General features: G+C 51.1%; 27 protein-coding genes, 1 tRNA gene and 1 pseudogene. 26 read left to right on the top strand and 3 right to left on the bottom strand.

All coding sequences use genetic code 11. From position 1 onward, the window contains the following. The first annotated feature begins 2 nt into the window (after nucleotides 1-2). The 9 genes from jag to O9H85_RS34860 all read left to right on the top strand — a co-directional run bounded on the left by jag (nucleotide 3) and on the right by O9H85_RS34860 (nucleotide 9,570). Nucleotides 3-620 (top strand): RNA-binding cell elongation regulator Jag/EloR, encoded by a 618-nt coding sequence (gene jag / locus O9H85_RS34900; RefSeq protein WP_269885972.1) that lies wholly within the window; start codon nucleotides 3-5, stop codon nucleotides 618-620. Nucleotides 621-775: 155 nt separating this feature from the next. Beyond that, nucleotides 776-2,152 (top strand): tRNA uridine-5-carboxymethylaminomethyl(34) synthesis GTPase MnmE, encoded by a 1,377-nt coding sequence (gene mnmE / locus O9H85_RS34895; protein WP_269885971.1) that lies wholly within the window; start codon nucleotides 776-778, stop codon nucleotides 2,150-2,152. Nucleotides 2,153-2,183: 31 nt separating this feature from the next. Continuing rightward, nucleotides 2,184-4,073, top strand: a complete 1,890-nt coding sequence (mnmG, locus tag O9H85_RS34890; RefSeq protein ID WP_269885970.1) for a tRNA uridine-5-carboxymethylaminomethyl(34) synthesis enzyme MnmG — start codon at nucleotides 2,184-2,186, stop codon at nucleotides 4,071-4,073. Continuing rightward, complete coding sequence (rsmG, locus tag O9H85_RS34885) at nucleotides 4,073-4,795, top strand: 16S rRNA (guanine(527)-N(7))-methyltransferase RsmG (RefSeq protein ID WP_269885969.1); 723 nt, start codon at nucleotides 4,073-4,075, stop codon at nucleotides 4,793-4,795. The genes mnmG and rsmG overlap by 1 nt, the downstream gene beginning before the upstream one ends. Before the next feature lie 340 nt (nucleotides 4,796-5,135). Next, on the top strand, nucleotides 5,136-5,972 hold the full coding sequence (gene noc, locus O9H85_RS34880; RefSeq protein WP_269885968.1) for a nucleoid occlusion protein: 837 nt from the start codon (nucleotides 5,136-5,138) through the stop codon (nucleotides 5,970-5,972). Nucleotides 5,973-6,185: 213 nt separating this feature from the next. After that, on the top strand, nucleotides 6,186-6,944 hold the full coding sequence (locus O9H85_RS34875) for a ParA family protein (protein ID WP_269885967.1): 759 nt from the start codon (nucleotides 6,186-6,188) through the stop codon (nucleotides 6,942-6,944). Continuing rightward, complete coding sequence (locus tag O9H85_RS34870; RefSeq protein WP_269885966.1) at nucleotides 6,941-7,795, top strand: ParB/RepB/Spo0J family partition protein; 855 nt, start codon at nucleotides 6,941-6,943, stop codon at nucleotides 7,793-7,795. The genes O9H85_RS34875 and O9H85_RS34870 overlap by 4 nt, the downstream gene beginning before the upstream one ends. A gap of 99 nt (nucleotides 7,796-7,894) precedes the next feature. Beyond that, nucleotides 7,895-9,046, top strand: coding sequence for an aminotransferase class V-fold PLP-dependent enzyme (locus tag O9H85_RS34865; RefSeq protein ID WP_269885965.1), 1,152 nt, complete (start codon nucleotides 7,895-7,897; stop codon nucleotides 9,044-9,046). Nucleotides 9,047-9,075: 29 nt separating this feature from the next. Next, nucleotides 9,076-9,570 (top strand): DUF4446 family protein, encoded by a 495-nt coding sequence (locus O9H85_RS34860; protein ID WP_269885964.1) that lies wholly within the window; start codon nucleotides 9,076-9,078, stop codon nucleotides 9,568-9,570. Here the strand turns inward: O9H85_RS34860 and yyaC are convergent. Further along, complete coding sequence (gene yyaC, locus O9H85_RS34855) at nucleotides 9,545-10,159, bottom strand: spore protease YyaC (RefSeq protein ID WP_269885963.1); 615 nt, start codon at nucleotides 10,157-10,159, stop codon at nucleotides 9,545-9,547. The genes O9H85_RS34860 and yyaC overlap by 26 nt on opposite strands. A 221-nt stretch (nucleotides 10,160-10,380) precedes the next feature. Here yyaC and O9H85_RS34850 point away from each other — a divergent pair, with 221 nt between their 5' ends. From O9H85_RS34850 to O9H85_RS34820, 7 genes and pseudogenes are all read left to right on the top strand, one after another. Further along, the gene (locus tag O9H85_RS34850) at nucleotides 10,381-10,620 is read left to right on the top strand and encodes a DUF3343 domain-containing protein (RefSeq protein WP_269885962.1); all 240 of its coding nucleotides are present in this window, start codon (nucleotides 10,381-10,383) and stop codon (nucleotides 10,618-10,620) included. 19 nt (nucleotides 10,621-10,639) lie between these two features. Beyond that, a complete protein-coding gene (locus tag O9H85_RS34845) occupies nucleotides 10,640-11,548 on the top strand; it encodes a mechanosensitive ion channel family protein (protein WP_269885961.1) in 909 nt (302 codons plus the stop codon). Beyond that, nucleotides 11,548-11,775, top strand: a complete 228-nt coding sequence (locus O9H85_RS34840; RefSeq protein WP_269885960.1) for a DUF951 domain-containing protein — start codon at nucleotides 11,548-11,550, stop codon at nucleotides 11,773-11,775. Before O9H85_RS34845 ends, O9H85_RS34840 begins: the two co-directional genes overlap by 1 nt. 76 nt (nucleotides 11,776-11,851) lie before the next feature. Continuing rightward, nucleotides 11,852-11,942: transfer RNA gene (locus tag O9H85_RS34835), tRNA-Ser, on the top strand. 347 nt (nucleotides 11,943-12,289) lie between these two features. Beyond that, nucleotides 12,290-13,223 (top strand): annotated as a pseudogene (locus tag O9H85_RS34830) (dipeptidase). A 31-nt stretch (nucleotides 13,224-13,254) separates the two neighbouring features. Further along, entirely contained in the window at nucleotides 13,255-14,580 is a 1,326-nt protein-coding gene (locus O9H85_RS34825) for a serine hydrolase domain-containing protein (RefSeq protein ID WP_269885959.1), read from the top strand. 48 nt (nucleotides 14,581-14,628) lie between these two features. Further along, nucleotides 14,629-15,717: a DmpA family aminopeptidase gene (locus O9H85_RS34820; protein WP_269885958.1), complete on the top strand. Its 1,089-nt coding sequence runs from the start codon at nucleotides 14,629-14,631 to the stop codon at nucleotides 15,715-15,717. A gap of 90 nt (nucleotides 15,718-15,807) precedes the next feature. Here the strand turns inward: O9H85_RS34820 and O9H85_RS34815 are convergent, their stop codons facing one another. Both O9H85_RS34815 and O9H85_RS34810 read right to left on the bottom strand, forming a co-directional pair. Continuing rightward, complete coding sequence (locus tag O9H85_RS34815) at nucleotides 15,808-16,062, bottom strand: hypothetical protein (RefSeq protein WP_269885957.1); 255 nt, start codon at nucleotides 16,060-16,062, stop codon at nucleotides 15,808-15,810. A 52-nt stretch (nucleotides 16,063-16,114) separates the two neighbouring features. Next, complete coding sequence (locus O9H85_RS34810; RefSeq protein ID WP_269885956.1) at nucleotides 16,115-16,300, bottom strand: YjzC family protein; 186 nt, start codon at nucleotides 16,298-16,300, stop codon at nucleotides 16,115-16,117. Between the two features lie 247 nt (nucleotides 16,301-16,547). Between O9H85_RS34810 and rpsF the strand changes: the two genes are divergently transcribed. From rpsF to dnaB, 10 genes are all read left to right on the top strand, one after another. Then, the gene (gene rpsF, locus O9H85_RS34805; protein ID WP_269885955.1) at nucleotides 16,548-16,832 is read left to right on the top strand and encodes a 30S ribosomal protein S6; all 285 of its coding nucleotides are present in this window, start codon (nucleotides 16,548-16,550) and stop codon (nucleotides 16,830-16,832) included. Between the two features lie 70 nt (nucleotides 16,833-16,902). Beyond that, nucleotides 16,903-17,391: a single-stranded DNA-binding protein gene (ssb, locus tag O9H85_RS34800; RefSeq protein ID WP_269885954.1), complete on the top strand. Its 489-nt coding sequence runs from the start codon at nucleotides 16,903-16,905 to the stop codon at nucleotides 17,389-17,391. A gap of 46 nt (nucleotides 17,392-17,437) precedes the next feature. Beyond that, a complete protein-coding gene (rpsR, locus tag O9H85_RS34795) occupies nucleotides 17,438-17,731 on the top strand; it encodes a 30S ribosomal protein S18 (RefSeq protein WP_269885953.1) in 294 nt (97 codons plus the stop codon). A 121-nt stretch (nucleotides 17,732-17,852) separates the two neighbouring features. Further along, nucleotides 17,853-19,778, top strand: a complete 1,926-nt coding sequence (locus O9H85_RS34790) for a PAS domain S-box protein (RefSeq protein WP_269885952.1) — start codon at nucleotides 17,853-17,855, stop codon at nucleotides 19,776-19,778. 303 nt (nucleotides 19,779-20,081) lie between these two features. Further along, nucleotides 20,082-20,498, top strand: a complete 417-nt coding sequence (locus O9H85_RS34785; protein WP_269885951.1) for a CBS domain-containing protein — start codon at nucleotides 20,082-20,084, stop codon at nucleotides 20,496-20,498. Nucleotides 20,499-20,551: 53 nt separating this feature from the next. After that, complete coding sequence (locus tag O9H85_RS34780; RefSeq protein ID WP_269885984.1) at nucleotides 20,552-20,854, top strand: MazG-like family protein; 303 nt, start codon at nucleotides 20,552-20,554, stop codon at nucleotides 20,852-20,854. A 5-nt stretch (nucleotides 20,855-20,859) separates the two neighbouring features. Next, nucleotides 20,860-21,789 carry a DUF2232 domain-containing protein gene (locus O9H85_RS34775; protein ID WP_269885950.1) on the top strand — a complete coding sequence of 310 codons (930 nt, stop codon included), beginning with the start codon at nucleotides 20,860-20,862 and terminating at the stop codon, nucleotides 21,787-21,789. Between the two features lie 26 nt (nucleotides 21,790-21,815). Further along, nucleotides 21,816-23,777, top strand: a complete 1,962-nt coding sequence (locus tag O9H85_RS34770) for a DHH family phosphoesterase (RefSeq protein ID WP_269885949.1) — start codon at nucleotides 21,816-21,818, stop codon at nucleotides 23,775-23,777. Continuing rightward, nucleotides 23,774-24,217 (top strand): 50S ribosomal protein L9, encoded by a 444-nt coding sequence (gene rplI, locus O9H85_RS34765; protein ID WP_269885948.1) that lies wholly within the window; start codon nucleotides 23,774-23,776, stop codon nucleotides 24,215-24,217. Before O9H85_RS34770 ends, rplI begins: the two co-directional genes overlap by 4 nt. A 49-nt stretch (nucleotides 24,218-24,266) precedes the next feature. Beyond that, nucleotides 24,267-25,607 (top strand): replicative DNA helicase, encoded by a 1,341-nt coding sequence (gene dnaB / locus O9H85_RS34760; protein ID WP_409348254.1) that lies wholly within the window; start codon nucleotides 24,267-24,269, stop codon nucleotides 25,605-25,607. Nucleotides 25,608-26,235: the final 628 nt, after the last annotated feature.

The following is a 26,235-nucleotide window of genomic DNA, read 5'->3' as shown; positions in this document are numbered from 1 at the left end:
ATATGAAGAAAATCGTGGTAACTGGCAAAACGATCGAAGAAGCCGTTCGCAGCGGGCTGCTCGAATGGAATACGACCGAGGATCGGGTCAAGGTCCAAGTGTTGGAGCAGCCGGCCAAAGGCTTATTCGGGTTGATCGGCGCGCGGGAGGCGAAGGTGGAGCTGGAGCGCATCCCCGATGCGCTCGAAGAAGCGGTGCGTTTTCTTGAAGAGGTCGTTCAGACGATAGACTTGAAGGTGCGGATCGAGCTGAACAGGGATGCCGAGGAACCGGAGATTCATTTGTTCGGGGAGGAGCTCGGCATGCTGATCGGGCGCCGCGGCCAGACTTTGGATGCGCTTCAATATTTGGTCAACATCGTCGCCAACCGGTTTTCGGATCATCATCTTCGCATCGTGCTCGACGCGGAGCATTTCCGTGAACGCCGGAAGAAGACGCTTCAAGAGCTCGCGGAACGTCTGGCGGAGCGGGTCATCCGGACGAAGAAGGAAGTGCTTCTGGAGCCGATGCCTCCGCAGGAACGCAAAGTCATTCATACGCAGCTGCAGCAGCATCCCAAGGTTCGGACGTTCAGCCGCGGCGATGAGCCCAATCGGAGAGTCGTTATCGTTATGCGCTAATTACCATTTGCAATGATGTCATGTCCGTTATGACCTCATTGCTTTTTCTTTAGTGGAATAAGGGGCTCCATAGTTTCCATGTTTCGCAGGAAAGATGGAGGATAGAGCTCCGCATTTCCCAGGTTCCAGTTTGTTAAGAAAATCGAGGTGCAGCTATGATAGAAGACACCATTGCGGCGATTGCCACTCCCATGGGGGAAGGGGGCATCGCGGTGATCCGGGTAAGCGGAGACGACGCGGTGCTTATCTCGGATCGCGTGTTTCGAGGAAAAAATAAATTGTCGGAGGTTCCGACACACACGGTGCATTACGGATTTATCGAGGAGCCTTCGACCGGAGCCCGTATCGAAGAGGTACTGGTGACGGTCATGCGCGGACCGCGTTCTTTTACAAGGGAGGATGTCGTCGAGATTAGCTGTCATGGCGGCTTCGTGTCGGTGCGCAAGGTACTGGATCTTATATTGGAATACGGAGCAAGGCTTGCGGAGCCCGGCGAATTCACGAAACGGGCGTTCTTGAACGGCCGGATTGATTTGTCCCAGGCGGAGGCGGTCATCGATCTCATTCGGGCCAAGTCGGACCGCGCATTCCGGGTGGCGATGAAGCAGTCCGAGGGCAGCCTGTCCAAGAAAATCAAGGCGCTCAGGCAGCAGCTCGTCGAACTCATGGCGCATATCGAAGTAAACATCGATTACCCCGAGCATGATGTTGAAGAGATGACGAATGCTTTTATCAAAAATAAATGCACGGACGCCATGGCGGAGATCGACCGGCTGCTTGCGTCAGCGGAGCAGGGCAAGATTCTAAGAGAAGGGCTCGTTACGGCTATCGTCGGAAGACCGAACGTCGGGAAATCTTCGCTGCTGAATACGCTCGCTCAGGAGGAGCGGGCCATCGTTACGGAAATTGCCGGTACGACAAGGGATGTCGTGGAAGAGTACGTGCATGTAAATGGCATCCCGCTGAAGCTGCTCGATACGGCGGGAATCCGCGAAACGAGCGATATCGTGGAACAAATCGGCGTCGAAAAATCGCGTCAAGCGCTGTCGGAAGCGGACTTGATCCTTCTCGTCTTCAATGGGGCGGAACCGCTGACCCCTGACGAGCGGGCCATGCTGGAGCAGCTGGAGGGGCGGCAGGTGATCGCGATCATTAATAAGCTGGATCTTCCTCAGCGGATTGAAGCGGATGTTCTGGAACGCACGTTCGGTTCCGAGAGAGTAGTCCGTATGTCGATCATCAACCAGCAGGGCATTGTAGACTTGGAAAAAGCTATCGCTAGCATTTTCTTCAGCGGTCAGGTAGAATCAAGTGATCTGACTTATGTCAGCAATGCAAGGCATATTCATTTGCTGAAGAAGGCCAAAGCTTCGCTGCTTGAAGCCTTTGAAGCTACAGAAACGTATGTTCCTATAGATATGGTTCAAATCGATATTCGGAACGCATGGGAGGATCTCGGCGAAATTATCGGAGATTCCGTGGGCGATTCTTTAATAGATCAAATTTTTTCTCAATTTTGCTTGGGTAAATAAACTAAAAGAAAGGCAAGGGAGGTTTAAGACCATGAGTTATAAAGCAGGACAATATGATGTAATTGTAATCGGAGCTGGGCATGCCGGCGTCGAAGCGGCATTGGCCGCGGCTCGAATGGGCTCCGAAACGCTGCTGCTGACGATTAACCTGGATATGGTGGCGTTTATGCCATGCAATCCCTCGATTGGGGGACCGGCAAAAGGCCATGTTGTACGGGAAATCGATGCGCTTGGCGGTGAGATGGGACGCAATATCGATAAAACCTACATTCAGCTTCGCATGCTGAATACGGGGAAAGGTCCTGCCGTTCACGCCCTGCGCGCGCAAGCGGATAAATTCCTGTATCAACATATGATGAAGGAAACGATTGAAAAGACGGAGCATTTGACACTTCGCCAAGGCCTGGTGGAAGAACTGATCGTGGAAGACGGCGTTTGCAAAGGCGTCGTAACGAAAACGGGCGCACAATATATTGGCAAAACGGTCGTGCTCACGACCGGCACTTATTTGCGCGGCAAAATCATTATGGGCGAGCTGATGTACGAAAGCGGTCCAAACAACCAGCAGCCGGCGGTTAAGCTGTCCGAGGATTTGCGGAAGCACGGCCTAGAGCTCGTGCGCTTCAAGACCGGTACGCCGCCGCGGGTGCATGAGGACTCGATCGATTTCTCAAAAACGACGATTCAACCGGGGGACGAGAAGCCGAAGTTCTTCTCCTACGAAACGACGGAGGAGGTTCCGAATCAGCTTCCGTGCTGGTTGACCTATACTTCGGAAGAAACCCATCAAATCATCAACGATAATTTGCATCGGGCCCCGATGTTTTCGGGAGCAATTGAAGGGACCGGGCCGCGTTACTGCCCGTCCATTGAAGATAAAATCGTTCGTTTCAGCGACAAGCCGAAGCATCAAATTTTCCTGGAGCCGGAAGGCCGCAATACGAAGGAATATTATGTTCAAGGCCTCTCTACAAGCATGCCTGAGGATGTGCAGCTGCAAATTCTGCGTTCCATCCCGGGCTTGGAAAAGGTTGAGATGATGCGTACGGGATATGCGATCGAATATGATGCTGTCGTTCCAACCCAATTGAAGCCGTCTCTGGAGACGAAGATCGTGGAAGGACTGTTCACGGCAGGTCAAATCAACGGCACATCGGGATATGAGGAAGCGGCAGGACAGGGCATTATGGCCGGAATCAATGCGGCTCGCAAGGCGCAAGGGAAGGAACCGGTGATTCTTGACCGTTCGGAAGCTTACATCGGCGTCTTGATCGACGACCTTGTAACCAAAGGAACGAATGAGCCTTACCGCCTGCTCACTTCGCGTGCGGAATATCGTTTGCTGCTTCGTCATGACAATGCGGATCTGCGGCTCACGCCGATCGGCCATGACATCGGATTGATCTCGGATGAGCGGTTTGCGCGTTTCCAAGCCAAGATGCACAAGGTGGAGGAAGAGCTGGAGCGGTTGAAAACGACGAAGGTGAAACCGGCGGAAGTGAATGAGCTGCTGGGTTCCTTGGACAGTACGCAAATCAACAATTCGGTCGATTTGCTGTCGCTGCTGCGCCGGCCTGAAATCATGTACGAACACATTCACTCCGTCTCGCCTTCTCCGGCCGAGCTGACGGAGGATATGATGGAGCAGGTTGAAATTCAAGTGAAGTACTCCGGCTACATCGAGAAGCAGCTGGCACAAGTGGAACGGCTCCGGAAGATGGAACAGAAGAAAATTCCAGATGACATCATTTATGAAGAGGTTCACGGCATTGCAACGGAAGCCAAGCAGAAGCTGAGCAAAATCCGTCCGATCTCCATCGGGCAAGCATCGCGTATTGCCGGCGTTACGCCGGCGGATATTTCGATTCTGTTGGTTCATTTGGAGCACTACAATAAAGTTCTTGCAGTGAGAGGTTCTTAATGGATTCCGTACAACAACACTTTATCGAACTGCTGGCTGCCAAAGGGATGCAACTTTCCCAGCGGCAGCTTGAGCAGTTTGAGCTTTATTATCGGGAGCTCGTGGACTGGAATGAGCGAATGAATTTAACCGGCATTACAGAGAGGGATCAAGTGTATGTGAAGCATTTTTACGATTCGCTCTCTGTTGCTTTTTTTGTGCCGATGAATGATATACATACGTTAGCGGATATCGGCTCCGGCGCCGGATTTCCAAGCATACCTTTGAAAATCGCATTTCCTCATCTACAGGTGACGATTATCGATTCCTTGAATAAAAGAATTCAGTTTCTGACGCATTTATGCGAGGCGCTTGAGCTGCCCGGTGTAAACTGCTTGCATGGACGTGCCGAAGATGTAGCACGAATGCCTGCTCATCGGGACCGGTACGATATGGTTACAGCCAGAGCTGTTGCACGCTTGGCGGTGCTGAATGAGTTTTGTTTGCCGTTCACCCGAGTGGGGGGACAGTTCGTTGCAATGAAAGGAAGCGAGGTTGAAGGGGAGCTGACCGAAGCGGCCTATAGCTTGAAGGAATTAAAGGCTAAATGGCAGATGACCCATCGGTTTCAGCTGCCGGTAGAAGAATCGACTCGTCATATGCTCGTGATCAAGAAGGTGGGGGCTACGCCTGCAAAATATCCGCGCAAGGCAGGCACTCCACTGAAGTCGCCGCTAGTATAATGTGTGTTTCACGTGGAACATTTCGCCAAGGTTAAATTCTTCTTCTGCTACAATGCGAACGGGGAAGGCAGCATTTTTAGTTGATAAGAATTTATAAGTTTTTCGCAACTTATAGCTTCGCATCAACCTTGATAAACGCGCTGGTCCTTGTAAGACAAGGACGGCGTAGCCGGTTATCCTTGTGTAAAGCAGCAGAAAAAATGCTGCTCTTCTCCGAAGTTTGACAAACTTTTGAATGGTTAAGTTCTTTTTGTTTGGAAGCAGGATTTTGGGTCTTTCTGGAGAATTATAATCTATAAGGCTTCCTATTTATCGGTAAAAGATCGGGTGGTTATCGTAAATGAAGGAACAAATTTCAAAATTATTCGGTTTTGTCGATAAAGCGTCTACAGATGATGTAAAGTCTGATGAAGTCAAAAATGTTCCTGTCAATGCTATCGTTCCTAGCCCATATCAGCCCCGGACGATTTTTGACGATGAACGTATCGATGAACTTTGTCAAACCATTAAGACGCATGGAATTATCCAGCCGATCGTAGTCAGGGTCCGCGATAATCGTTATGAGCTGATTGCCGGGGAGCGTCGTTGGCGTGCCGTGAAAAAGCTGGGACATGAAACGATTCCGGCGATAATTCGTGAATTTAACGATTCTCAGGCCGCTTCTATTGCCCTGATTGAGAATTTACAGCGGGAAGGCTTAACGGCTATTGAAGAGGCCATTGCGTACCAGCAGCTGATCGATATGCATCAGCTTACCCAGGAAAGCCTTGCTCAACGGCTAGGTAAAAGCCAATCGACGATTGCTAATAAAATTCGTCTGCTTCAGCTCTCGGAGCCGGTAAAGCTTGCGCTTATGGAACGCAAGATTACGGAGCGGCATGCAAGGGCGCTACTTTCTCTAGACCAAGAGGAGCTTCAGGTTCGCGTCTTGGAGGATATTATTTCCAAGGAGCTTAACGTGAAGCAAACGGAAGCCCGTATCGCTTTTCTTAAAGAGACGGTCAAAACGGCAAAGACTAAAACGAAACGTTTTTCTTATTCCAAGGATGTGCGTTTAGCACTTAATACGATTCGTCAATCGGTGGATATGGTCACTTCCTCAGGGCTACAGATCAATACGACGGAACAAGACCATGAAGATCATTATGAGATTGTAATTCGCATTCCAAAGCGTTAAAATATAATTATTCATGTTTTCATATTTGTTTTATTAGTGCCATATTGGTTTGGAGCTTATAGGCCTCTTCCCGAGGCCTTTCTTTACCTCCATTAAACCGGATTGCAGTTATTGTCATTGGGGAGACCCCGCGGCTCTCTGGTGACCATTTTTTGTTTTATAACCCAACTCTTTCAATCTATTATTCCAGTTAGTATTTGAGGTGAACTGATTTTGGCTAAAATAATTGCGATTACCAACCAGAAGGGTGGAGTCGGCAAAACGACGACGTCTGTTAATTTAGGTGCCTCATTAGCGTCTCTCGGCAAGAGGGTGCTGCTTGTCGATATCGATCCGCAAGGCAATACTACAAGCGGGATCGGCGTGAACAAAGCTGATGTAGTATATTGTATCTATGACGTCATTATTAATGACGTTCATCCGAAGGATGCCATGGTGGATACGACGATCGAGAACTTGAAAATTATTCCGGCTACGATTCAATTGGCCGGTGCCGAGATCGAACTCGTTCCAACGATCTCCCGGGAAGTTCGCTTGAAGAAGTCGTTGCAGCTCGTAAAGCATATGTTCGATTACATATTAATCGACTGTCCGCCATCCCTGGGCATCTTAACCGTAAATTCATTAACCGCTGCAGATTCAGTCATTATTCCCATTCAGTGTGAATACTACGCGTTGGAAGGGCTTAGCCAACTGCTGAATACGGTTCGACTCGTGCAAAAGCATCTGAATACGTCGCTTCAAATCGAAGGTGTTCTACTCACGATGTTCGATGCTCGTACCAATTTAGGTATGCAGGTTATCGAAGAAGTGAAGAAGTATTTTCAACAGAAGGTGTATCAAACCATCATTCCTAGGAATGTGCGACTCAGTGAGGCTCCAAGCCATGGACAGCCCATCATTACGTACGATCCACGCTCGAAGGGCGCGGAGGTATATATGGAATTGGCAAAGGAAGTGATGTCAATATGAGCAAACGGCTTGGAAAAGGGTTAGATGCGCTGCTGCCGGCCCTCAGCATTAATGAAGATGACAAAGTAGTGGAGATTCCATTAGCGCAGCTTCGGCCAAATCCGTATCAGCCGCGCCGCAATTTCAACGATGAATCTATCCAGGAGCTAGCGCAATCGATTAAAGAGCATGGCGTCATTCAGCCGATTATCGTACGCAGCGTACTTAAAGGCTTCGAAATCATCGCAGGGGAACGCCGATTTAGAGCATCGCAAAAAGCAGGTATGGCTACGATTCCTGCAGTAGTAAAGAAGCTTTCCGATCAGCAGGTTATGGAAATTGCTCTGATTGAAAATGTTCAGCGTGAGGATTTAAATGCATTGGAGATTGCCATTGCATACCAGGCGCTCATTGACCAGTTTTCTCTTACTCAAGAAGAGCTTTCCATGAAAGTAGGGAAGAGCCGTTCGCATATCGCTAACTTCCTGCGGCTGCTTCAACTGCCGGAAGAGGTGAAACAATATGTTTCACGTGGAACACTGTCAATGGGACATGCGAAAGCAATTGTAGGGCTAAAGGATAAAAAACTGATTAAAGCCCTTGCCGATACGGCTATTAAGGAACAGTGGAGTGTCCGCGAGCTGGAGGAAGAGGTTAAAAAGCTCGAAGAGCTGGCCGATAACAAGAAAGCGAAAGCCAAGCCTAAGAAAAAGGACCCCTACATAAACCAGCTGGAGGAAAGTCTCCGGGAAATGTATAGAACGACTGTGAAGATTAAACATGGGAATAATAAAGGGAAAATCGAACTGCTGTACTATTCCAAAGATGATCTTGACCGATTGTTGGAGCTGTTGCAGGGAAAAACATCCTAATGAACGGCAGCATAGCATACCTCAGGAATTGTCTGACGGAAGCAGACAAACCAGGTATGCTATCTTTGTGTATATTCGCCTGGAAGGAGCGGAAGAGCGATGACAATTTATTTGGATCACGCGGCTACTTCATGGCCAAAGCCGCCTGAAGTGTTAAAAGCGATGCAGCAGTGTATGGAGCATTATGCCGCTAACCCCGGACGGGGGAGCCACGCAATGGCGGTACAAGCCAGCCGTGTGCTGTTTGAAGGAAGGAAGCAGCTAGCGCGGCTGTTTGGAGTGAAAAATCCGAATGATATTGCCTACATGCTGAATACGACGATGGCATTGAATCAAGCCATCAAGGGCTTTGTCAAAGAAGGCGACCATGTCATATGCACCGCAGTAGAGCATAATTCCGTTCGCAGACCGCTTGAATACTTGAAGAAAACGAAGCGCGTCCAAGTGACTTATGTGGAAACCAATAGCAAGGGTGAGCTTTCTATAGACGCCATCGCCCAAGCCATTTGCGATACTACGACATTGATCGTATGCAGCCATAGCTCCAATCTGCTCGGAAGCATATTGCCGATTGAGGCTATAGGACAGCTGTGCCACGATAGAGGGATCAAGCTGCTGGTGGATGCGGCCCAGACGGCCGGTACATTGGACATCCACGTTGATCGGCTGGGGATCGATATGCTGGCGTTTCCGGGGCATAAGGCCTTGCTCGGACCACTCGGAACAGGAGGGCTTTATATTAGTCCGGAGTTGGATTTAGAGCCGCTGTTGCATGGCGGGACTGGAAGTCAATCCGAAGCAGTCGATCAACCTACCGTGAGGCCGGACCGGTATGAATCCGGGACGCAAAACGCCGTAGGGATCGCAGGGCTTGTGGAAGGCGTGAAATATGTGCTCAAAGAAACCCCAAGCCGCATCCATCAGAAAGAATGGGAGCTTACTCAGAAGCTCATGGCCGGACTGATGGAAATTGAAGGAGTCACTCTATTCGGGCCGGACTTAGGGCACAATAAAACGGGAATCGTCTCGTTCAACGTAGGTCAGGCGGATTCGTCGGAGGTTGCTTTTATTCTGGATCAATCTTTTCAAATTGCTGTCAGGGCCGGGTTTCATTGTACGCCGTTGGCTCATGGAATGGCTGGAACGATGGATCGCGGTGCGGTTCGGGCAAGCGTTGGAGCGTTTACGACAGACCAAGAAATCGATCAGTTGGTAATAGCGGTTCGAGAGATCGCCAAACATGTAAATTAAGACATCGGAGCGGCAGGGGGAAACACGGAGTGGGGAACACGTACACGGATATCCCAGTAGAGGTTATACTGGGAGCTTGTGGATTGTTGATATTTATTTTTCTTGTACTGCTTATCACCATGTGGATCAAGTTGAACAAGCTTCGCCGGAATTATGTGCGAATGTTGAACGGAAGCGGCGAGACGAGTGTTGAAGGACTCTTGATTCAGCTGCAAGAGCGATTGAATGAACAAGCGGATCGAAGCCGAGAAGCGGACCTGCGCATTGATGAGATTCGTAAACAGATGCGAACGATGAAATCGAATGTCGGCATGTACCGATACAATGCGTTTGCCGAAGCCGGCAGCGATTTAAGCTTCTCTGTCGCTCTGCTCGATGAGGAACAAAGCGGATTTGTCCTGACGGGAATACATAATCGGGATCATACTTACGTATATGCCAAACCCATTGAGCATGCCCAATCGAAATATACGCTGTCTCCGGAAGAGAAAGAGGCTATTATTCAATGCTCGCAAAAGAAGTAGTCCGTAAAGGATAACGTCCGGCAAGTGCGGAATGGAATGATTGGGCAATGACTTCTGCCATGCTCATGACCAGACTAAGGCGTGTATTCTGCAGAACGAAGTATTCCATAAATCCACCGACGTTTACAATTCCAGTCACGTGCATGTTGCCGACCGGAGGAAGCTCTTTGTTAACTCCGGCCCCCGGCTTGACCGGGCCGTCGCCGATTTGGATGCAGCCGACGCTTGTCAGCTGTCCAAGGCAGGCATCGACACCAATAATAAACGGATTATTAATGTGCTGATGAATGGAGGTCAGCGTTTCGTTTAAATTCATGGCGTGAACAGGATGCTCCAGCGTGCCGTATAAATGAAGGCCTTCCAGGTTGAATTTTTTGAGATGCGTTCCGACGAGCGGCCCCAAGGCATCTCCAGTGGAACGGTCCGTTCCGACGCACACGATGACGACGGGTTGATCGGGGGATACTTGCTGTAAGGCCCGGCTCAGGCGGTTGGAGAGGCTTTCGACACTTCCGGCTTCGGAATGCATGATTTTCAGCGGCTCTAATTCTTTGGACGCTTTCACATCTTTATAGAATGGAAGTTTCATAGATTTGCCTCCAATGTGGGGATTTTTCAGTTGATAAGAATTTATAAGTATTGGCAACTTATAGCTTCGCATCAACCTTGATAAACGCGCTGGTCCTTGTAAGACAAGGACGGCGTAGCCGTTTATCCTGGTGCTGCTTCTATATTCTGGTTTTTACTAGTATACGGTTGGTAGGAAGGTTTTATACGTACTCGTATCGAATTTGAGGAGGAGGTTTCGCCTTGCTGCTGATGGCTTTCGATTCAACGCAACAAGCATTGAGAGCGGAGATGCTCCTGGAATATGCGGAGATCGAGAACGACATGTGTCCCACCCCGAAACAAATTACCGCTGGGTGCGCGCTGTCTCTGGAGTTTCCGGAGGAGGCGCTGGATCAGGTGCTCCATATCATTGCGGAAGAGAAGGTCGAGATTCGCGGAATCTTTTTGAAAAAAGGAAATGAGTATGTTAGCATAAATTGAAATAGGCAGGTGATTACCTATGCTGCACAAGATTGAAGCAAACACAGATCAATGGTTTAACGCCTGGAAGAATTTTCAATATGAACTGATTAAAAACTTGACCGACCCGGCCTTATGGGGCGGACTCCTGATTCTCTTGATCAAGATCGTCGTGATTCTGATCGTCGGACGATTGACGGTGAAGATCGTGCAGAAGGCGCTGCAGCACATTCTCAGCGAACGTGACAAGCATCCTTTGAAGCTCGATATCCGAAGAACGAAGACGATTGGGAAGCTGCTCGAGAACTTCACCAACTATGCCGTGAATTTTATTATGATCCTGATGATTCTGGCTCAATTCGGCGTAAATCTCGGTCCGGTGCTTGCCGGTGCTGGGGTTGTCGGATTGGCAATCGGCTTCGGGGCCCAGAGCCTTGTGAAGGATGTCATCACCGGATTTTTCATTATTTTCGAGGATCAGTTCGCAGTAGGCGATGTCATTCAGACTGGGACCTATAAGGGTACCGTGGAGGAGATCGGGCTGCGGGTGACCCGATTGAAGAGCTGGACCGGGGAGGTTCATATCATCCCTAACGGGACGATTTCCCAGGTGACGAACTTCTCGCTGTATAACTCCATTGCGGTGATCGATGTGACGATTGCTTATGAGGCCGATATCGAGAAAGCGATGAAAGTGCTGGACGAAACGGTTAAAGCGCATTACGAGAATAGCATAGATATGATTAAAGCGCCGGAGGTGCTCGGCATTCAAACCCTCGGCGCTTCGGAAGTAACTCTGAGGGTAACGGTGGAATGTAAAGCGAATACGCAACCCGCCGTGCAGCGAAAGCTGTACGCGGAGATCAAGAGAGCTTTCGCCGCCAACGGCGTAGAGACACCGAATCCGCGAGTAGTGACGCTTCAACGTTCAGAGAGGATGGGATCCTGATGGAGAAGAAGCAATATGGTCTGGGGGATGTCGTGCAAATGAAAAAGCCGCATCCCTGCGGTACGAATGAGATGGAAATCATCCGTATGGGCATGGATATCCGGATCAAGTGCGTCGGATGCAAGCACAGCGTACTGGTCCCGAGGGCCAAGTTCGAGAGCAAGCTGAAGAAGGTGCTGCGTTCGGCGGAGGCGGCTTCGGAGGCGCCGACGGATGCGACAGAATAAAATTATGGAATAATGAAAAAAAGCTTGCATTCATTACACTACTCATGATATTATAATGCTTGTCTCTTCTTATTGCGGAAAGGTACCCAAGAGGCCCAAGGGGGCTGACTCGAAATCAGCTAGGCGGCGCAAGCCGTGCGTGGGTTCGAATCCCACTCTTTCCGCCACTAATACGAAAACGAACAACGACCTGTCGGGTCGTTTTTATTGTAGGTGGAAAGTGGATGAGAACCCGAGGGGGTCGTCGGAGGATGGGCTTCGTGAGGATCGCTTCGCAGTCAGCCGCCGGGCGGCCGCATCCCACTCTTTCTGCCACTTATACGAAAACGAACAACGACCTGCAGGGTCGTTTTTTTATTGGCGGAAAGCGGGTGAGTACCCGGCAGGTTCGTCGGAGGATGGACCTCATTAGGATCGCTTCGCAGTCGGCCGTAGGAAGGCCATATCCCACTTTTTCCGCCATACATATGATATAAAGGAAGAAATGTAAACATTTCAAGGAAAGGTGAGACTTATGTGCATTATCGATACGCATTGCGATGTTTCTTATGAAACTTTGGAAATCGAATGGGCAGCTAACATTCAGCTGTTCAGATGAGCTTGCGGCGAACAAAGAACGTTTGCTTCAGGGCGGGATCATGGCACAAGGCTTCGCCATATTCGTTCCGCCGGCCGTGAAAGTCGAGCAAAAACTTCAGGTCGCGCTCGACCAAATTCATTACTTTTATGAGGATGTGCTGGGGAAAAATCCGGAAATGAAGCACATCAAGGAATGGAGCGATTTTGACCTTCTTCGGGAAGGGGAGATCGGCGCCATGCTGATACTGGAAGGCGTTGACGCTATCGGCAATGACTTGCGCTAGCTTCAAATGTTGTATCGGCTTGGCGTTCTTTCCGTCGGGTTGACCTGGAACAACGCCAATTTGGCCGCGGATGGCGTGTGGGAGCCGCGCGGCGCAGGGCTCACCGGCTTCGGCAAGGAGATTGTACGTTTGAATAACGCCCAGCGGCGGTTAACCGATGTAGCCCATTTGAGCGAGAAAGCGTTCTGGGATGTGATGGAGCTCGCGGATTACCCGTATTCAAGCCATTCCAACGCCAGGGCGATCTGCGACGACACGCGAAATCTAGCGGACGAACAGGCCAAAGCGATATTTGAGAAAGGCGGGACGATCCATGTGTTTTATTCCTTGGGCTTTGTCAAGAAGGGTGAAAACAAAACCGTGACCATTCCCGATTTAATCAAGCATATCGATCATTATTGTTCGCTCGGCGGGGTAAGGCACATCGGGATCGGTTCAGACTTTTACGGCATCACGAAATCCATCGAGAAGCTGGAAAATGCCGCCCTAAGCCAAAATTTGATCAATGAGCTATTAAAATATTACAAGAAAGATGAAGTTCGGGGGTTTGCTGCTGATAACTTTTTGCGCTGCCGTCCTCAATAATATTTCGCTCTAAGGAGCTGGAGGTGCTGACATGTCCGACCGGAGTTGGTCGATATTCGAAGCCTATGTAGGGAAATTGATGAAGCAAGAGTCGATTGCCGGAGCCGCAGTCGCCGTTTCGCAGCATGGTGAAATCATTTATCAGAAGGGATTCGGCGTAAGGGATATAGAAACGAAAGACCCGGTCACACCGGATACGATATTCGGAACGGCATCGGTCACCAAATCGTTTACGGCCTTGGCTATCATGCAGTTGGCGGATGAAGGCAAGCTTTCGTTAGACGACCCAGTGATCCGCTACATACCCGAGTTCAAGCTTCATGGATTGGAAGATACGGCAAGCGTTAAAATTCATCACTTGCTTTCCCATACGACCGGTTTGCCGCCTATGCGTCGCAATGAGGTATTAAACCGATTGAACGACCATCCGGCTTATATGGCTTCCGAGAGTTATGAACTTTTGGGCAAGCCAGGCCAATATTTCAGCTACTGCAACGATACGTTCCTGCTGCTGGGGACGATCATTGAACAGCTGACCGGCCGTCTTTATCGCAGATATATGACGGAACGCATTCTGGAACGGCTGCACATGCATCGCTCTACGTTCAGCTTTGAAGAATTGGCGAAATATGATCGTGTTTCCATACCGTATGTGAAGAACAGCGAAACGGGTGTATTAGAAGAAGTGCCTTGGCCCATGCTCGGGAACTACGAGGTGGGAGGAGGGATTCGCTCGAATGTGCTCGACTTGTTAAAATATGGGCAATGTTATGTCGATGGAGGCATGGTTCAAGGCCGCTCCATCGTGAGTCAAGATGCAATCCATAACATGTGGAAGCCAGTACATCGGGTTGGAAGAAACACCTTCTACGGCTATGCATTGCGTATAACACCCGATTATTCCGGCGTGAGTTTGGTCGAACACGGGGGCGCACAGCCCGGGGTATCGTCCCATTTTGGCTTTGTGCCTGAGGAAGGTCTGGTAGCGGTTGTCTTAACGAACGTGGCGAATGTGCCAGCAAATGACATGTGGTTAGCCGCTGTAAATACCGCATTAGGCTTCCCATTGGAACAAAAGAGCAGCATCGAGCCGCATGCCCAGGCTTCGCTTGAGCATTTGCAATCCTTCGTTGGCACGTACCGTTCGGCAGAGGGCGGCTGTGTATCCATATTTCTCGATGATCAAAAGCCGAAAGCGGAAATCGACGGCAAAGTATTCACGCTGCGGGCAAGCACCGACTCGACGCTTGTGATCGAAAACAAAGAGTACCCGATCCGCTTCTTTTTCAAAGATGGGCCTAAAGCGTGGGCTGCCTTTTACGGTTCCCGCATGCTGACAAGAGTGAAACCGGACTGACGCTAATCAGGACAGCTCACCTTATAAACAACAATGGAGAGAGATCAGATGAGCAAAAAACGTTTTCGCGAGTATGGGTTCACCGTCGGGCAGCTCCCAACCGGGAAGCATAATAGCATAACCGACGTTCCCGGTGTGGCGGTCGGACACGTGACATTGAACGCGAACCGTCCCGACGCCTGCATTCGAACAGGGGTCACGGCGATTTTGCCGCATCAAGGAAATCCTTTTCGGGAAAAAGTAGTTGCCGCGTCGCATGTGATCAACGGCTTCGGCAAAACGACCGGACTGGTTCAAGTGAATGAGCTGGGAATCATCGAATCTCCTATTATGTTGACCAATACATTCAGTGTTCCTGCGGTGACGGAAGGCGCGCTGCAATACATGATGACGCAGGATGAGGGGATTGGCGATCGGGACGGTTCGTTAAACGTCGTTACCGGCGAATGCAACGACAAATTTTTGAATGATATGAGGGGCCTTCATGTGCGGCCTGAGCATGCCGTCGAAGCGATCAAACAAGCAAGGACTTCTACTGACCGGCCTGCTATGGAAGGGGCCGTCGGTGCCGGGACCGGCATGGTGTGCTTTGGCTATAAAGGGGGGATCGGAACTTCTTCCAGACAGGTGACAGTAGAAGGAATCGCCTACCATATCGGGGTATTGGTGCTGACGAACTTCGGTCTCGGCAAGGATTTGACTATCCTCGGCCATCCGGTAGGGGCTTGCCTCCAAGCAAAATCGCAGGAACGGGGGAACAACGACGGTTCGATCATGATTGTCGTTGGCACGGACCTGCCGATGGACGCTCGTCAGTTGAAAAGAATCGCCAAAAGAGCCGGTTTCGGCCTTGCTCGCACCGGCTCCATCGCCCATCACGGCAGCGGAGATATCGTCATCGCATTCAGCAACGGCAACCTTATTCCACACACGCCGGAAACCGGATTTTTGGCATGGAGATGCATACGTGAAGACGGACCGCTTATTTCCGAGTGTTTTCGGGCGGTTGCGGAGGCCACGGAAGAAGCGATCTACAACTCCTTGTTCATGGCTGAAATAACGGAAGGACGCGATGGAAGGGTTGTTAACGCTTTACCGGTGAATGAAATGCTGTCCGTGATCCGGGCGCGCCGGTAATCCGTTCATTGACACGACCCGGGGCTTGCAGCCGCTTTCTTTGGATCATGTGGAAAACAGCCTCCAGGACGCTCTGGAGGCCGATCGGATTCAAGTTTCGGTTCGCGTTCGCCGGTGTACAGATAAGCGGTCGATACAATAGCCTATAATGGCCCAGGATAGAATCGTTAGCAAGTACAACGGAACGGGATTAATGTTCGTATATTGGAAGAGCGGATAAAACCAAGCAGGCACGCTTAACGCATAGAACAGCAGGTACACGGGATCCGTTTCGTGACCGATGAAATGAATGAAGCACAATGCGACGCTGAACAAGGTTAACATCCATGTATATTTATAACGCATCAGAGCGCCTCCTTTAAGAATGGCCCCCGCCGCGGGGCGGGGGAAGCAGCAGTTAGCCCCGGAACATTCGCTTCCACTTCCGGTTATGATTGCTGGTAGCCGGGAAACGGTCACCCTTGTTTAGCTTGACGATCTTAGGATTATTGACGCCCATATGGAAGGCGTCTTCTCCGACTTCCATGTACTCGCCGTCATTCGGCGCCCGGTCGCCCGGACGGAATTGACTCCATTCACCCATTGCAGGTCACCTCCTGTTGGCTGGTGTACCGTTAGTTTTCCAAGCGCGGAGGGAAGCATGAGGCTTAATAATTACCAGAAGCCCGGCAGCTGGAGTGATAATGAATGGCCGCAGGAACTTTTGCTTGCCTTCGAATCACAATTTTGCTATAGTATTATGGTGCGAGTTTTGGTAAGACCTGCTCGCTCCTTGCTCCCGACGGTACAAGCCGATTGCGGGGGCCGTGAGTCCAAAAGGAGGTGACAACATGCGCAAATATGAAGTGATGTACATCATTCGTCCGGACCTGGAACAAGAAGCGGTTCAGGTTACGGTGGAGAAGTTCCAAAACATCATCAACAACGGTGGCGAAATTACGAAGCATGACCTGATGGGTAAGCGCCGTCTTGCGTATGAGATCAACAAGCATCGTGACGGTCATTACGTGTTAGTGCATTTCAACGCTAACAACGAAGTGATTTCCGAGCTTGACCGCGTAATGAAGATTTCCGATGAAATCATTCGTTACCTGATCGTTAAAGACGTAGCTTAAGAACCTGAAGCAAGTGTCGTAATTACGGTTGACAACAGCTTTGTTGCAACCCATCCGGGAGGGTATGACGATGTTGAATCGCGTGATTCTGATCGGAAGGCTTACACGAGACCCCGAACTGCGATATACGCCAGCCGGCGTAGCCGTAACCCAGTTCACATTGGCAGTTGACCGGCCTTTCTCCAGCAACCAAGGACAACGGGAAGCGGATTTCATTCCGGTTGTAACCTGGCGTCAGTTAGCCGAGACTTGTGCGAACTATTTGCGCAAAGGCCGTTTGGCCGCCGTAGAAGGACGTATCCAAGTACGGAACTATGACAACAATGAAGGACGCAAAGTCTACGTGACGGAAGTCATCGCAGACAACGTGCGTTTCCTGGAATCCGCGAATAGTGCGAACCGGGAAGAAGGCATGAGCAGCGGCGCCATGAATCAGGGCGGCGGAAATAGCGGCGGAGGCAACCGTGGCGGCGGATACGGCGGCGGACGCGACAACCAGGATCCTTTCCAGGATGACGGCAAACCGATTGACATTTCCGATGATGATTTGCCGTTCTAAGGAGCGGCGAAGCAGCGAACAATCCACGTAGAAAGGACTGAAGAAGATGGAACAACAACAAAGAAGAGAACGTTCTGAAGACCGCGGCGAGCGCGGCGAAAGAAAGTTCGGTGGTCGTGGCAAAAAAGGCGGCAAGCGCCGTAAAGTTTGTTACTTCACAGTAAACAAAATCAAGCACATTGACTATAAAGACATCGAAACGCTCAAGAAGTTCATTAGCGAGCGCGGTAAGATTCTTCCTCGTCGTGTAACCGGTACTTCCGCGAAGTATCAGCGCGCGCTGACGATTGCAATCAAACGCTCCCGTCAAGTCGCTCTGCTGCCTTACACAACGGAATAGTACGTGAAAGAAGACGGCTGGTCTTAGACTAGCCGTCTTTTTATTTTCCCGGATTTGAAGTGATCAATGCCCTTCATTAATGGTAATATATAATAAGATGTGAACCCGAGGGGGGCTGAGAATGCAGGAATTACAGGTTTTTGACCAACAAATCTTATTGGACCATGTATATAAGCATGCTCCAATTGGCATAGCCTTAATTTCGATGGAACGCAAGTGGATCGGCGTTAATCCCGCGCTCTGCCATATCTTCGGTTATGCCGAACAGGAAATCATATCGCTGAAGTCCGCAGACTTGGTCACTTCCGGGGAAGACAATAAAAATGAGCCTTTAGTCAATCAATTGCTGGATGGCGTTATCCCTTCCTTCGAAGTGGAGAACCGGTATATTCATAAAAATGGCAGCGTGATTTGGGCTACGCTGCATCTTTCGCTCGTACGCGATAACATCGACGGAAAACCTATGTACTTCATAGCGCAAGTGGTCGACGTTACGAAGAGTAAAGCCATGGAGCATAGGCTGCAGGAAAGCATCGAACGGTATACTTCGTTAAAGAAATATAACCACGATGCGATCATATCGTTTGGGCTGAACGGCCATATTATCAATGGAAATCAAATGTCGGAGATCTTGACCGGATATCGTATCGAAGAGCTTATCGGAACGAACATTTCCAGATTTATCGGTGAAATGAACCTGGCCCGCTTGCTGTCCGTTACGGAAGATTATACGTCTATTGAAAAAAACATGAATTATTTCAAGCATAAAGACGGTCACGCCGTTGAAGTACTGACAACGTTGGCTCCGATTATCATTCACAATAAGAATGTGGGTTACTATATCATTGTGAAGGACATGACCGAACAGAAGCGACTGATGATTGAGAAGGAAGCCGCTGAAAAGACGAATAAGGCCAAGAGCGAATTTTTAGCCATGATGAGTCACGAGATCCGTACTCCGATGAACGGAGTCATTGGAATGACGGATTTGCTCATGGAAACGAAATTGGATGCGGAGCAGGATGAGTATGTTCAAATTATAAAAAAAAGCGGAGCTACGCTTCTTTCGATCATCAACGACATCTTGGACTTTTCCAAGATTGAATCGGGCAAAGTAGAATTATCGGAAGAATCGTTCCAGGTGAGAACGCTTCTGTCGGAAACGTTAAATATTATTTTACCAAAAGCGCTTGGAAAAAAATTGGAAATCACAACCACCGTCAGTCCTACCGTGCCCGGCATGGTGATTGGGGATACGACGAAGCTGAAACAAGTGCTTATGAATCTGCTTAGCAACGCCGTCAAGTTTACTTCTCATGGAGCGATATCGATCTCAGTGGATAAGGTCGCCCAGGGGAAGGATACGGTATGCCTTCAATTTGCGATCCGGGATACGGGTCTGGGTGTGCCGAAGGATAAGGCTGCCCATTTGTTCGAACCCTTTTATCAGGTGGATCATTTTATGACACGCAAGACGGAAGGATCCGGGTTAGGGCTGGCCATTTGTAAAAAGCTTGTTGATCTGATGGGCGGTGAAATTTGGTATGAGCCGCGCAAGGATCAAGCGGGGTCCGCTTTTATATTTACCGCTAATTTTCGGACCCAAGCCTATTTGGAATCGCCGGCGGATGACGCGTCGGCCGAGCCGGATCCGTTAAAAGATGAGCCTCTAAAAATTTTGATAGCGGAAGACAATGAAGTGAATCAGCTCGTATTAAAAAAAATGGTGGAGAAGCTCGGTTATACGTCTACCATAGTTCAGAACGGGCAAGAAGCGGTGGAGGCGGTTCGGCGTGTTCCGCATGATCTTATATTTATGGATGTTCAAATGCCGATGATGGACGGTTTGGAAGCGACGAAGGAGATTAAAAAAGCAAGTTCGTTAACGAGAAAGCCTTATGTCATAGCGGTAACGGCTCATGCCGTGAAAGGCGATCGGGAGAAATATTTGGAAGCCGGTATGGATGAATATTTAAGCAAGCCTATCCGGATCGAAGCGGTTTCCGAAATCATTGAGAACGTTCGAAAATTCAAAAATACACATTAAGCCCCGGGTAACGCCAGGAACAGAGGGCGGAATGAATTTGGCCGGGCACAGCGCCGGCTTAGGATCGACCGGAGAATCCATCATGGCAGCCTCGGAAGGGGCTGTTTTTTTGGTTGATAAGACTTTATAAGTTTTCGTAGCTTATAGCTTCGCATCAACCTTAGTAAACGCGCTGGTCCTTATAAGACAAGGACGGCGTAGCCGTTTATCCTGGGGCACTCACCATTTTTCATCAGGGTCCGGTCATGATATGATGAATGAAGGGCGATTTCAAGCTGTTGGTAAGAAAGGTAGGGAAGTACGTTGAATATCGCATTTTTTCTTGTTCCTAAGGATGAGGTTATTTATTTTTCTCCCCATAATACGATGAGACAGGCGCTTGAACGTATGGAGTACCATCGTTATTCGGCCGTTCCGCTGGTCGACGATAACGGCAAATACGCAGGAACGATCACGGAGGGGGACCTGCTGTGGAAGCTGAAGCATTCCCCTGACATCGGTTTCGATCATTGCCACAAGGTGCAACTGAAGGATGTGCCGCAGCATATGACGATCAAACCTGTACGAATCGATCAGCAAATGCAGGATTTAATCACGCTCGCGACGAATCAAAACTTTGTTCCGGTGACGGACGATAATGATGTATTTATCGGCATTATCCGCAGAAGGGAAATCATCGATTATTGCTTCAAGCTATGGCAGTCGGAACAAAAGGTATAAAATGTGGTATACTTAACTAAAGTGCCGGGTAGGAGGAGTGCGGCTTGTCAAACATGGAGAAGGATCTTGATTTGGCCAAGCGCGCCAAAATCATCGAATGGCTGAAGACGGAGCTCGTCGACCAAATGGCGTATTTGCTCAAGGGCATATGGGAAGGAAGCCAGCATAAGATGATAGACGGACTTGCGAGCTTGGTCTCGTGCTGTTATATCCTCGGACGCCGGTTGGGCGTATCCATGAAGCAGCTCGACGAAGCGGTCTTGGATAAAATGAAAAGGCATCGCCAGGAAGGCCATCAGCTGGAAGATTGGTACGGCGATATTTCCGCTTTGGAAGAACATATTCGTAAGAGGTGAACTACTTGGTAGACTCGCGAAAGCCACGGCTGCTCGGATGGAGCATCACATACGTGATCTTATTGCTTTCCATTATGCTGCCGCCGCTGAACTTGATTACGGCCAGCTTGCTGATGATCCCGGTCCTGGTCATGTATGTCAGGCTGGAAACGCAGCGTTTCTTAATTCATTATATCGTTAGTCTGGCTGCGGTTTACCTCATCGCCTCTTCCTTGCTTGCGGGGTGGCTCGGAGTATTGCTCATATCGGTATCGTTGTTTTTTCTGCCGCCGGTCATCCAGATGGGCAATCTGTACAAGAAACGGGCCCCGGCCCGCTCGGTGCTGACGGTCGGGACGCTGACGCTGCTGGGCGAGCTGCTGCTCAGCTTAATCGTCAGTTATATGCTGGGACTTAATCCCGTCGGCAAGATGAAGGGTTTCATGGTGGAAAGCGTCCACACGCTGCCCGCACAGCTGCAGGGGATGATGGCGCTTGATCTCGATACTCTGGTACAGCTCATGGTTCAAATGCTGCCGCTGTACATGATCGGCTTCTCCTTGTTCTATGTGGTCGTATCCCACTGGCTCGCACGCAAGGCGCTTGTTCGAGCAGGGGAATCCATTCCGGCGTTCAAGCCGGTGAAGGACTGGATGCTGCCGAAGTCGTTCGTCTGGTTTTACTTGCTGGCGCTGCTGCTGGAGCTGTTCGTGAAGGATACGACTTCCATCGTATTCTCGCTGCTGCTCAATCTGCTGCCGCTGCTGACTGCGGCGTTCGCCGTCCAGGCGATTGCCTTCCTGTTTTACGTGGCGCATGTGAACCGCTGGAACCGGATGCTGCCGATTGCGGGCATTGTGGTGCTGCTGTTTTTTCCGCCGGCTTATTTCATATTCAGCCTGATAGGTGTATTCGATGTGGCGTTTCCAATTCGTGATCGATTGACTCGCAAGTAGATTAAGGGGTTAGAGGGGCGAATGAAATGCCTAAGTTTCTGCTAAAGCGATGGCATGGGATGCATATGGTCTGGGTGTTCGCGCTCCTGGCCGTGCTGACTTTTATTTTATTTCTGTATCAGTGGATCATCGGCTTAGTCGCCTTGTTCCTTTGCGCGCTGCTGGGGTATTACACGCTCCAGGCGGAGCAAGCGTTCCGCAAGGATCTGAATGCGTACATCACGACGCTCTCGCATCGGGTCAAGCGCGCAGGAAGCGAGGTCATCCACGAGCTGCCGCTGGGCATGCTGCTGTACAACGAAGACAAGGTCATCGAATGGCACAATCCGTTCGTGGCGAAGATGCTGGGCCGCGAGTCGTTGATTGGCGAACCGCTCCTGGAAGTTTTCACGGGGCTTAAAGCGCGTAAGGAAAAAGAAGTGAAGCTCGAGCTGCCCGTGGACAAGCGAATCTACGAAGTACAGATGAAGCCGGAAGAGCGGCTCGTTTACTTTACCGATATTACGGACTTCCGGACGCTGCAGAAGCGCTATGAAGAGGAGAAGCTGTCGCTCGGCATCGTCATGATGGATAATCTTGACGAAGCGACGCAGGGCCTCGACGATCAGACCCGGACGATCATGATGGCCAAGGTCACGGGCGAGATCACAGAGTGGGCGCAGAAGAACCAGATTTATTTGCGGCGCACGGCATCGGACCGCTATCTCATGGTAATGGATCAAAAAGGGCTTAAGGCTCTGGAGCAGTCGCGCTTCGAGATACTGGACGAGGTACGGGACATTACGATTGAGAACAAGCTGCCGCTGACGCTCAGTATCGGGATTGCTTCGGGAACAACGTCGCTTAATGAGCTCGGTCAATGGGCGCAGCTCAGCTTGGATATGGCGCTCGGCCGGGGCGGCGACCAGGCGGCGGTCAAGGTTGGGGAACGGCTCTCCTTCTACGGGGGACGCTCCAATGCGATCGAGAAAAGAACGCGGGTGCGCGCCCGGGTCATCTCCCATGCGCTCCGCGATTTGATTAAGGATTGCGATAAGGTGCTCATTATGGGCCACCGCAATCCAGATATGGATTCGATCGGCGCGGCAATCGGCGTGCTGAAGATGGCGCATCTCAGCAACAAAGAGGGCTATATCGTGCTGGAGGGCGTTAATCCGTCCATCCAGAAGCTGATGGATACGATCTATGAGGACGAGAAGCTGAATCGTTGGTTTATTACGCCGGAGCAGGCCGTCGCCATTACGAACGGACGTTCCCTGGCGGTGGTCGTCGACACGCACCGCGCCTCGATGACGCCGGAGCCGAAGCTGCTGCAGCTGACGTCCCGCAAGGTGGTCGTAGACCATCACCGCCGCAGCGAGGATTTCATCCATGACGCGACGCTCGTTTATATGGAGCCGTATGCGTCCTCGACTTGCGAGCTGGTGACGGAGCTTCTGCAATATTTCCACGAACGAATGACCATGGGCGTGCTGGAGGCGACGGCGCTGCTGTCGGGGATTGTGGTCGACACGAAGAGCTTCAGCCTTCGTACGGGCGCGCGGACGTTCGAGGCCGCCTCGTTCCTGCGGCGCAACGGAGCCGATTCCGCGTTGATTCAGCGGCTCTTGAAAGAGGACCTGGATTATTACATCCAGAAGGCGGAGGTCATTAAGCACGCGGTGGTCATTTACGACCATATCGCGCTTGCGGTGAACGAGCCGGGACGTAAATATTCACAGTTGCTCATCGCGCAGGTAGCTGATACATTGTTAACTATGACGGGCATCATGGCCTCGTTCGTCATCAGCGAGCGGCCTGACGGCCTGATTGGCATAAGCGCCCGGTCGCTGGGGCAAATGAATGTCCAAGTGGTCATGGAACGGATGGGCGGCGGCGGTCATTTGACCAACGCGGCAACCCAGCTGGAAGGCACGATCGCCGAAGCGACGCAGAGGCTGAAGCAAGTGCTTAGCGAGATTCACGCAGAGGAGGGGCTTTTTGAATGAAAGTGATTTTCTTGAAGGATGTTAAGGGCCAAGGAAAAAAAGGTGAGGTTAAAGAGGTTTCCGAAGGCTACGCGCAAAATTTCCTGTTTAAACAAAAAGCGGCGGCTCCGGCCAGCGAAGGCGCTATGAAAGTAATGGATCAACAGAAGAAAGCGGAAGACAAGAAGAAGGCGCAGGAGAAAGCGGATGCGGAGGAGCTAGGCCGGAAGCTCGGCGAGCTCTCCGTTCAAGTGAAGGCGAAGTCGGGGGCGGACGGCCGGTTGTTCGGCGCGGTCTCGAACAAGCAGGTTGCGGAAGCGCTGGAGAAGCAGGGAATTAAGCTGGATAAGCGGAAGATCGTCATGGACGAACCGATCCGTGCGCTCGGTGTGACCGAGGTGGTCGTAAAGCTGCATCCGGAAGTGTCCGGAAAGCTGAAAATTCATGTTGTGGAAGAATAATTCGAGAAGATCCGGTGCGGATGAGGAGAGGACGAGCTTGAACGAAAGCATGTTTATGGATCGCATCCCTCCGCAAAATCTGGAAGCCGAGCTGGCTGTACTCGGGGCGGTGCTGCTCGACGGCGACGCCCTGATTACGGCGATGGAACGGATCAACAGCGACGATTTCTACCGTCCGGCGCATCAACTGATTTACGAAGCGATGATCGAGATTGCGGAAGCCAACGAGCCTGTCGATTTGATCACGCTGACCGCGCGGCTGCAGGATAAGCAGCAGCTGGAGGAGGTAGGCGGGATCAGCTTCCTGTCGGAGCTGGTAAACGCCGTGCCGACGGCGGCGAACGTGGACTACTACGCGCAGATCGTCGAAGAGAAGTCGCTGCTGCGGCGGCTGATTCGGACGGCAACGCAAATCGTCAGCAACGGCTACTCCGGCGAGGAAGAAGTATCCGGCCTTCTCAGCGATGCGGAGCAGCGGATTATGGAGATCTCCCAGCGCCGTTCCGGCAACGGCTTCATTGCCATCCGGGATGTGCTGATGGAAGTCTTCGACAAGGTCGAAATGCTGTACAACCAGAAGGGCAGCACATCGGGCATCCGTTCGGGCTTTCATGATCTGGACAAGATGACTTCAGGCTTCCAGCGCTCCGACCTGATCATCGTCGCGGCGCGGCCTTCCGTCGGGAAGACGGCGTTCGCCCTGAATATCGCGCAGAACGTTGGCGTACGGGAGAAGGAAACCGTCGCGATCTTCTCGCTCGAGATGGGCGCGGCGCAGCTCGTGCAGCGGATGATCTGCGCGGAGGCGAACGTGGATGCCGGACGGATGCGGACAGGCTTTCTGGAGCCGGATGATTGGGAAAAGCTGACGATGGCGATCGGATCGCTCTCGGAAGCGAACATTTACATCGACGATTCACCGTCTGTGACGGTAGCCGATATTCGGGCCAAGTGCCGGAGGCTGAAGAAGGAGCGGGGGCTTGGGATGATCCTGATCGATTATCTCCAGCTCATTCACGGCCGCGGCAAGGGCGACAACCGACAGCAGGAAGTCTCTGAGATCTCGCGTACTCTGAAGCAGATCGCCAGGGAGCTCAACGTGCCGGTCATCGCGCTCTCGCAGCTCAGCCGGGGCGTGGAGCAGCGGCAGGACAAGCGGCCGATGATGTCCGACCTCCGGGAATCGGGCTCGATCGAGCAGGATGCCGACATCGTGGCGTTCCTGTACCGGGACGATTACTACGACAAGGAATCCGAGAAGAAAAACATCATCGAGATCATTATCGCTAAACAGCGGAACGGCCCGGTCGGGACGGTGGAGCTCGCTTTTCTCAAGAGCTTCAACAAGTTCGTCAGTCTCGACCGGACGCATCAAGGAATGGCGATGTAACGTGCGGCCCCCGTGTCTATGGACACGGGGGTTTTTGTTCGTTGAGCGTGCCCAGAGGCACGCATCTTCTTGCCGGTGAAAGTCCGGTCGCGGGAGGGACCAAGCCCCCGCGTAGCTAGGATGCCTACGTATAGCGAAAGCAGTACGTAGAAGCGCATCGACGGAAGTACCTGTCAGAGACAGGGCAAGCAACATGCCAGGCCGTAACATAAAGTGAATCCTGCCGCGTCGTTAAAAAGGCCTCGCAAGAGGGAGAAGAGGGAGCCGAGTCCCGTCAATGTGGATGAAGGCCATGGAAGCTGCTAGGAACTTGGAGCGGCAGCGAAGAATCCTCCGGCGTAAGGGGATCGGCATGGCATGAAAGAGGATGCAGTGAACTGGGGAGACCCTCCCCTGCACGGAAGTTTTTTTTTAAAGACCGTAAAAAGGCGCTCTATAAGCCCAAAAAGTGAAGTGAGCCGTCTGCAGGAAGGGAGTCCGAGGGGCGCATAGTACCAATGAATGCAGGACAACACAACCTGCGGGAGGGAAGGAGCCCTACTTTGTTCATGTTTCTTAAGGAGGTACGAGTCAGTGAATGCCAAGAGGCTAACGACACCAAAGGAAAACGTTCAACAACTCCAAGAGA

This window comes from Paenibacillus gyeongsangnamensis (assembly GCF_027533625.1).
Lineage (GTDB): Bacteria > Bacillota > Bacilli > Paenibacillales > NBRC-103111 > Paenibacillus_G > Paenibacillus_G gyeongsangnamensis.
This window is presented reverse-complemented; position numbering and strand designations above follow the sequence as displayed.

Coding starts and splice junctions, on each gene's coding strand:
- jag (WP_269885972.1), top strand. CDS start 3: ATGAAGAAAATCGTGGTAACTGGCAAAACGATCGAAGAAGCCGTTCGC.
- mnmE (WP_269885971.1), top strand. CDS start 776: ATGATAGAAGACACCATTGCGGCGATTGCCACTCCCATGGGGGAAGGG.
- mnmG (WP_269885970.1), top strand. CDS start 2,184: ATGAGTTATAAAGCAGGACAATATGATGTAATTGTAATCGGAGCTGGG.
- rsmG (WP_269885969.1), top strand. CDS start 4,073: ATGGATTCCGTACAACAACACTTTATCGAACTGCTGGCTGCCAAAGGG.
- noc (WP_269885968.1), top strand. CDS start 5,136: ATGAAGGAACAAATTTCAAAATTATTCGGTTTTGTCGATAAAGCGTCT.
- O9H85_RS34870 (WP_269885966.1), top strand. CDS start 6,941: ATGAGCAAACGGCTTGGAAAAGGGTTAGATGCGCTGCTGCCGGCCCTC.
- O9H85_RS34865 (WP_269885965.1), top strand. CDS start 7,895: ATGACAATTTATTTGGATCACGCGGCTACTTCATGGCCAAAGCCGCCT.
- yyaC (WP_269885963.1), bottom strand. CDS start 10,159: ATGAAACTTCCATTCTATAAAGATGTGAAAGCGTCCAAAGAATTAGAG.
- O9H85_RS34845 (WP_269885961.1), top strand. CDS start 10,640: ATGCTGCACAAGATTGAAGCAAACACAGATCAATGGTTTAACGCCTGG.
- O9H85_RS34840 (WP_269885960.1), top strand. CDS start 11,548: ATGGAGAAGAAGCAATATGGTCTGGGGGATGTCGTGCAAATGAAAAAG.
- O9H85_RS34825 (WP_269885959.1), top strand. CDS start 13,255: ATGTCCGACCGGAGTTGGTCGATATTCGAAGCCTATGTAGGGAAATTG.
- O9H85_RS34820 (WP_269885958.1), top strand. CDS start 14,629: ATGAGCAAAAAACGTTTTCGCGAGTATGGGTTCACCGTCGGGCAGCTC.
- O9H85_RS34815 (WP_269885957.1), bottom strand. CDS start 16,062: ATGCGTTATAAATATACATGGATGTTAACCTTGTTCAGCGTCGCATTG.
- O9H85_RS34810 (WP_269885956.1), bottom strand. CDS start 16,300: ATGGGTGAATGGAGTCAATTCCGTCCGGGCGACCGGGCGCCGAATGAC.
- rpsF (WP_269885955.1), top strand. CDS start 16,548: ATGCGCAAATATGAAGTGATGTACATCATTCGTCCGGACCTGGAACAA.
- ssb (WP_269885954.1), top strand. CDS start 16,903: ATGTTGAATCGCGTGATTCTGATCGGAAGGCTTACACGAGACCCCGAA.
- rpsR (WP_269885953.1), top strand. CDS start 17,438: ATGGAACAACAACAAAGAAGAGAACGTTCTGAAGACCGCGGCGAGCGC.
- O9H85_RS34790 (WP_269885952.1), top strand. CDS start 17,853: ATGCAGGAATTACAGGTTTTTGACCAACAAATCTTATTGGACCATGTA.
- O9H85_RS34780 (WP_269885984.1), top strand. CDS start 20,552: ATGGAGAAGGATCTTGATTTGGCCAAGCGCGCCAAAATCATCGAATGG.
- O9H85_RS34770 (WP_269885949.1), top strand. CDS start 21,816: ATGCCTAAGTTTCTGCTAAAGCGATGGCATGGGATGCATATGGTCTGG.
- rplI (WP_269885948.1), top strand. CDS start 23,774: ATGAAAGTGATTTTCTTGAAGGATGTTAAGGGCCAAGGAAAAAAAGGT.
- dnaB (WP_409348254.1), top strand. CDS start 24,267: ATGTTTATGGATCGCATCCCTCCGCAAAATCTGGAAGCCGAGCTGGCT.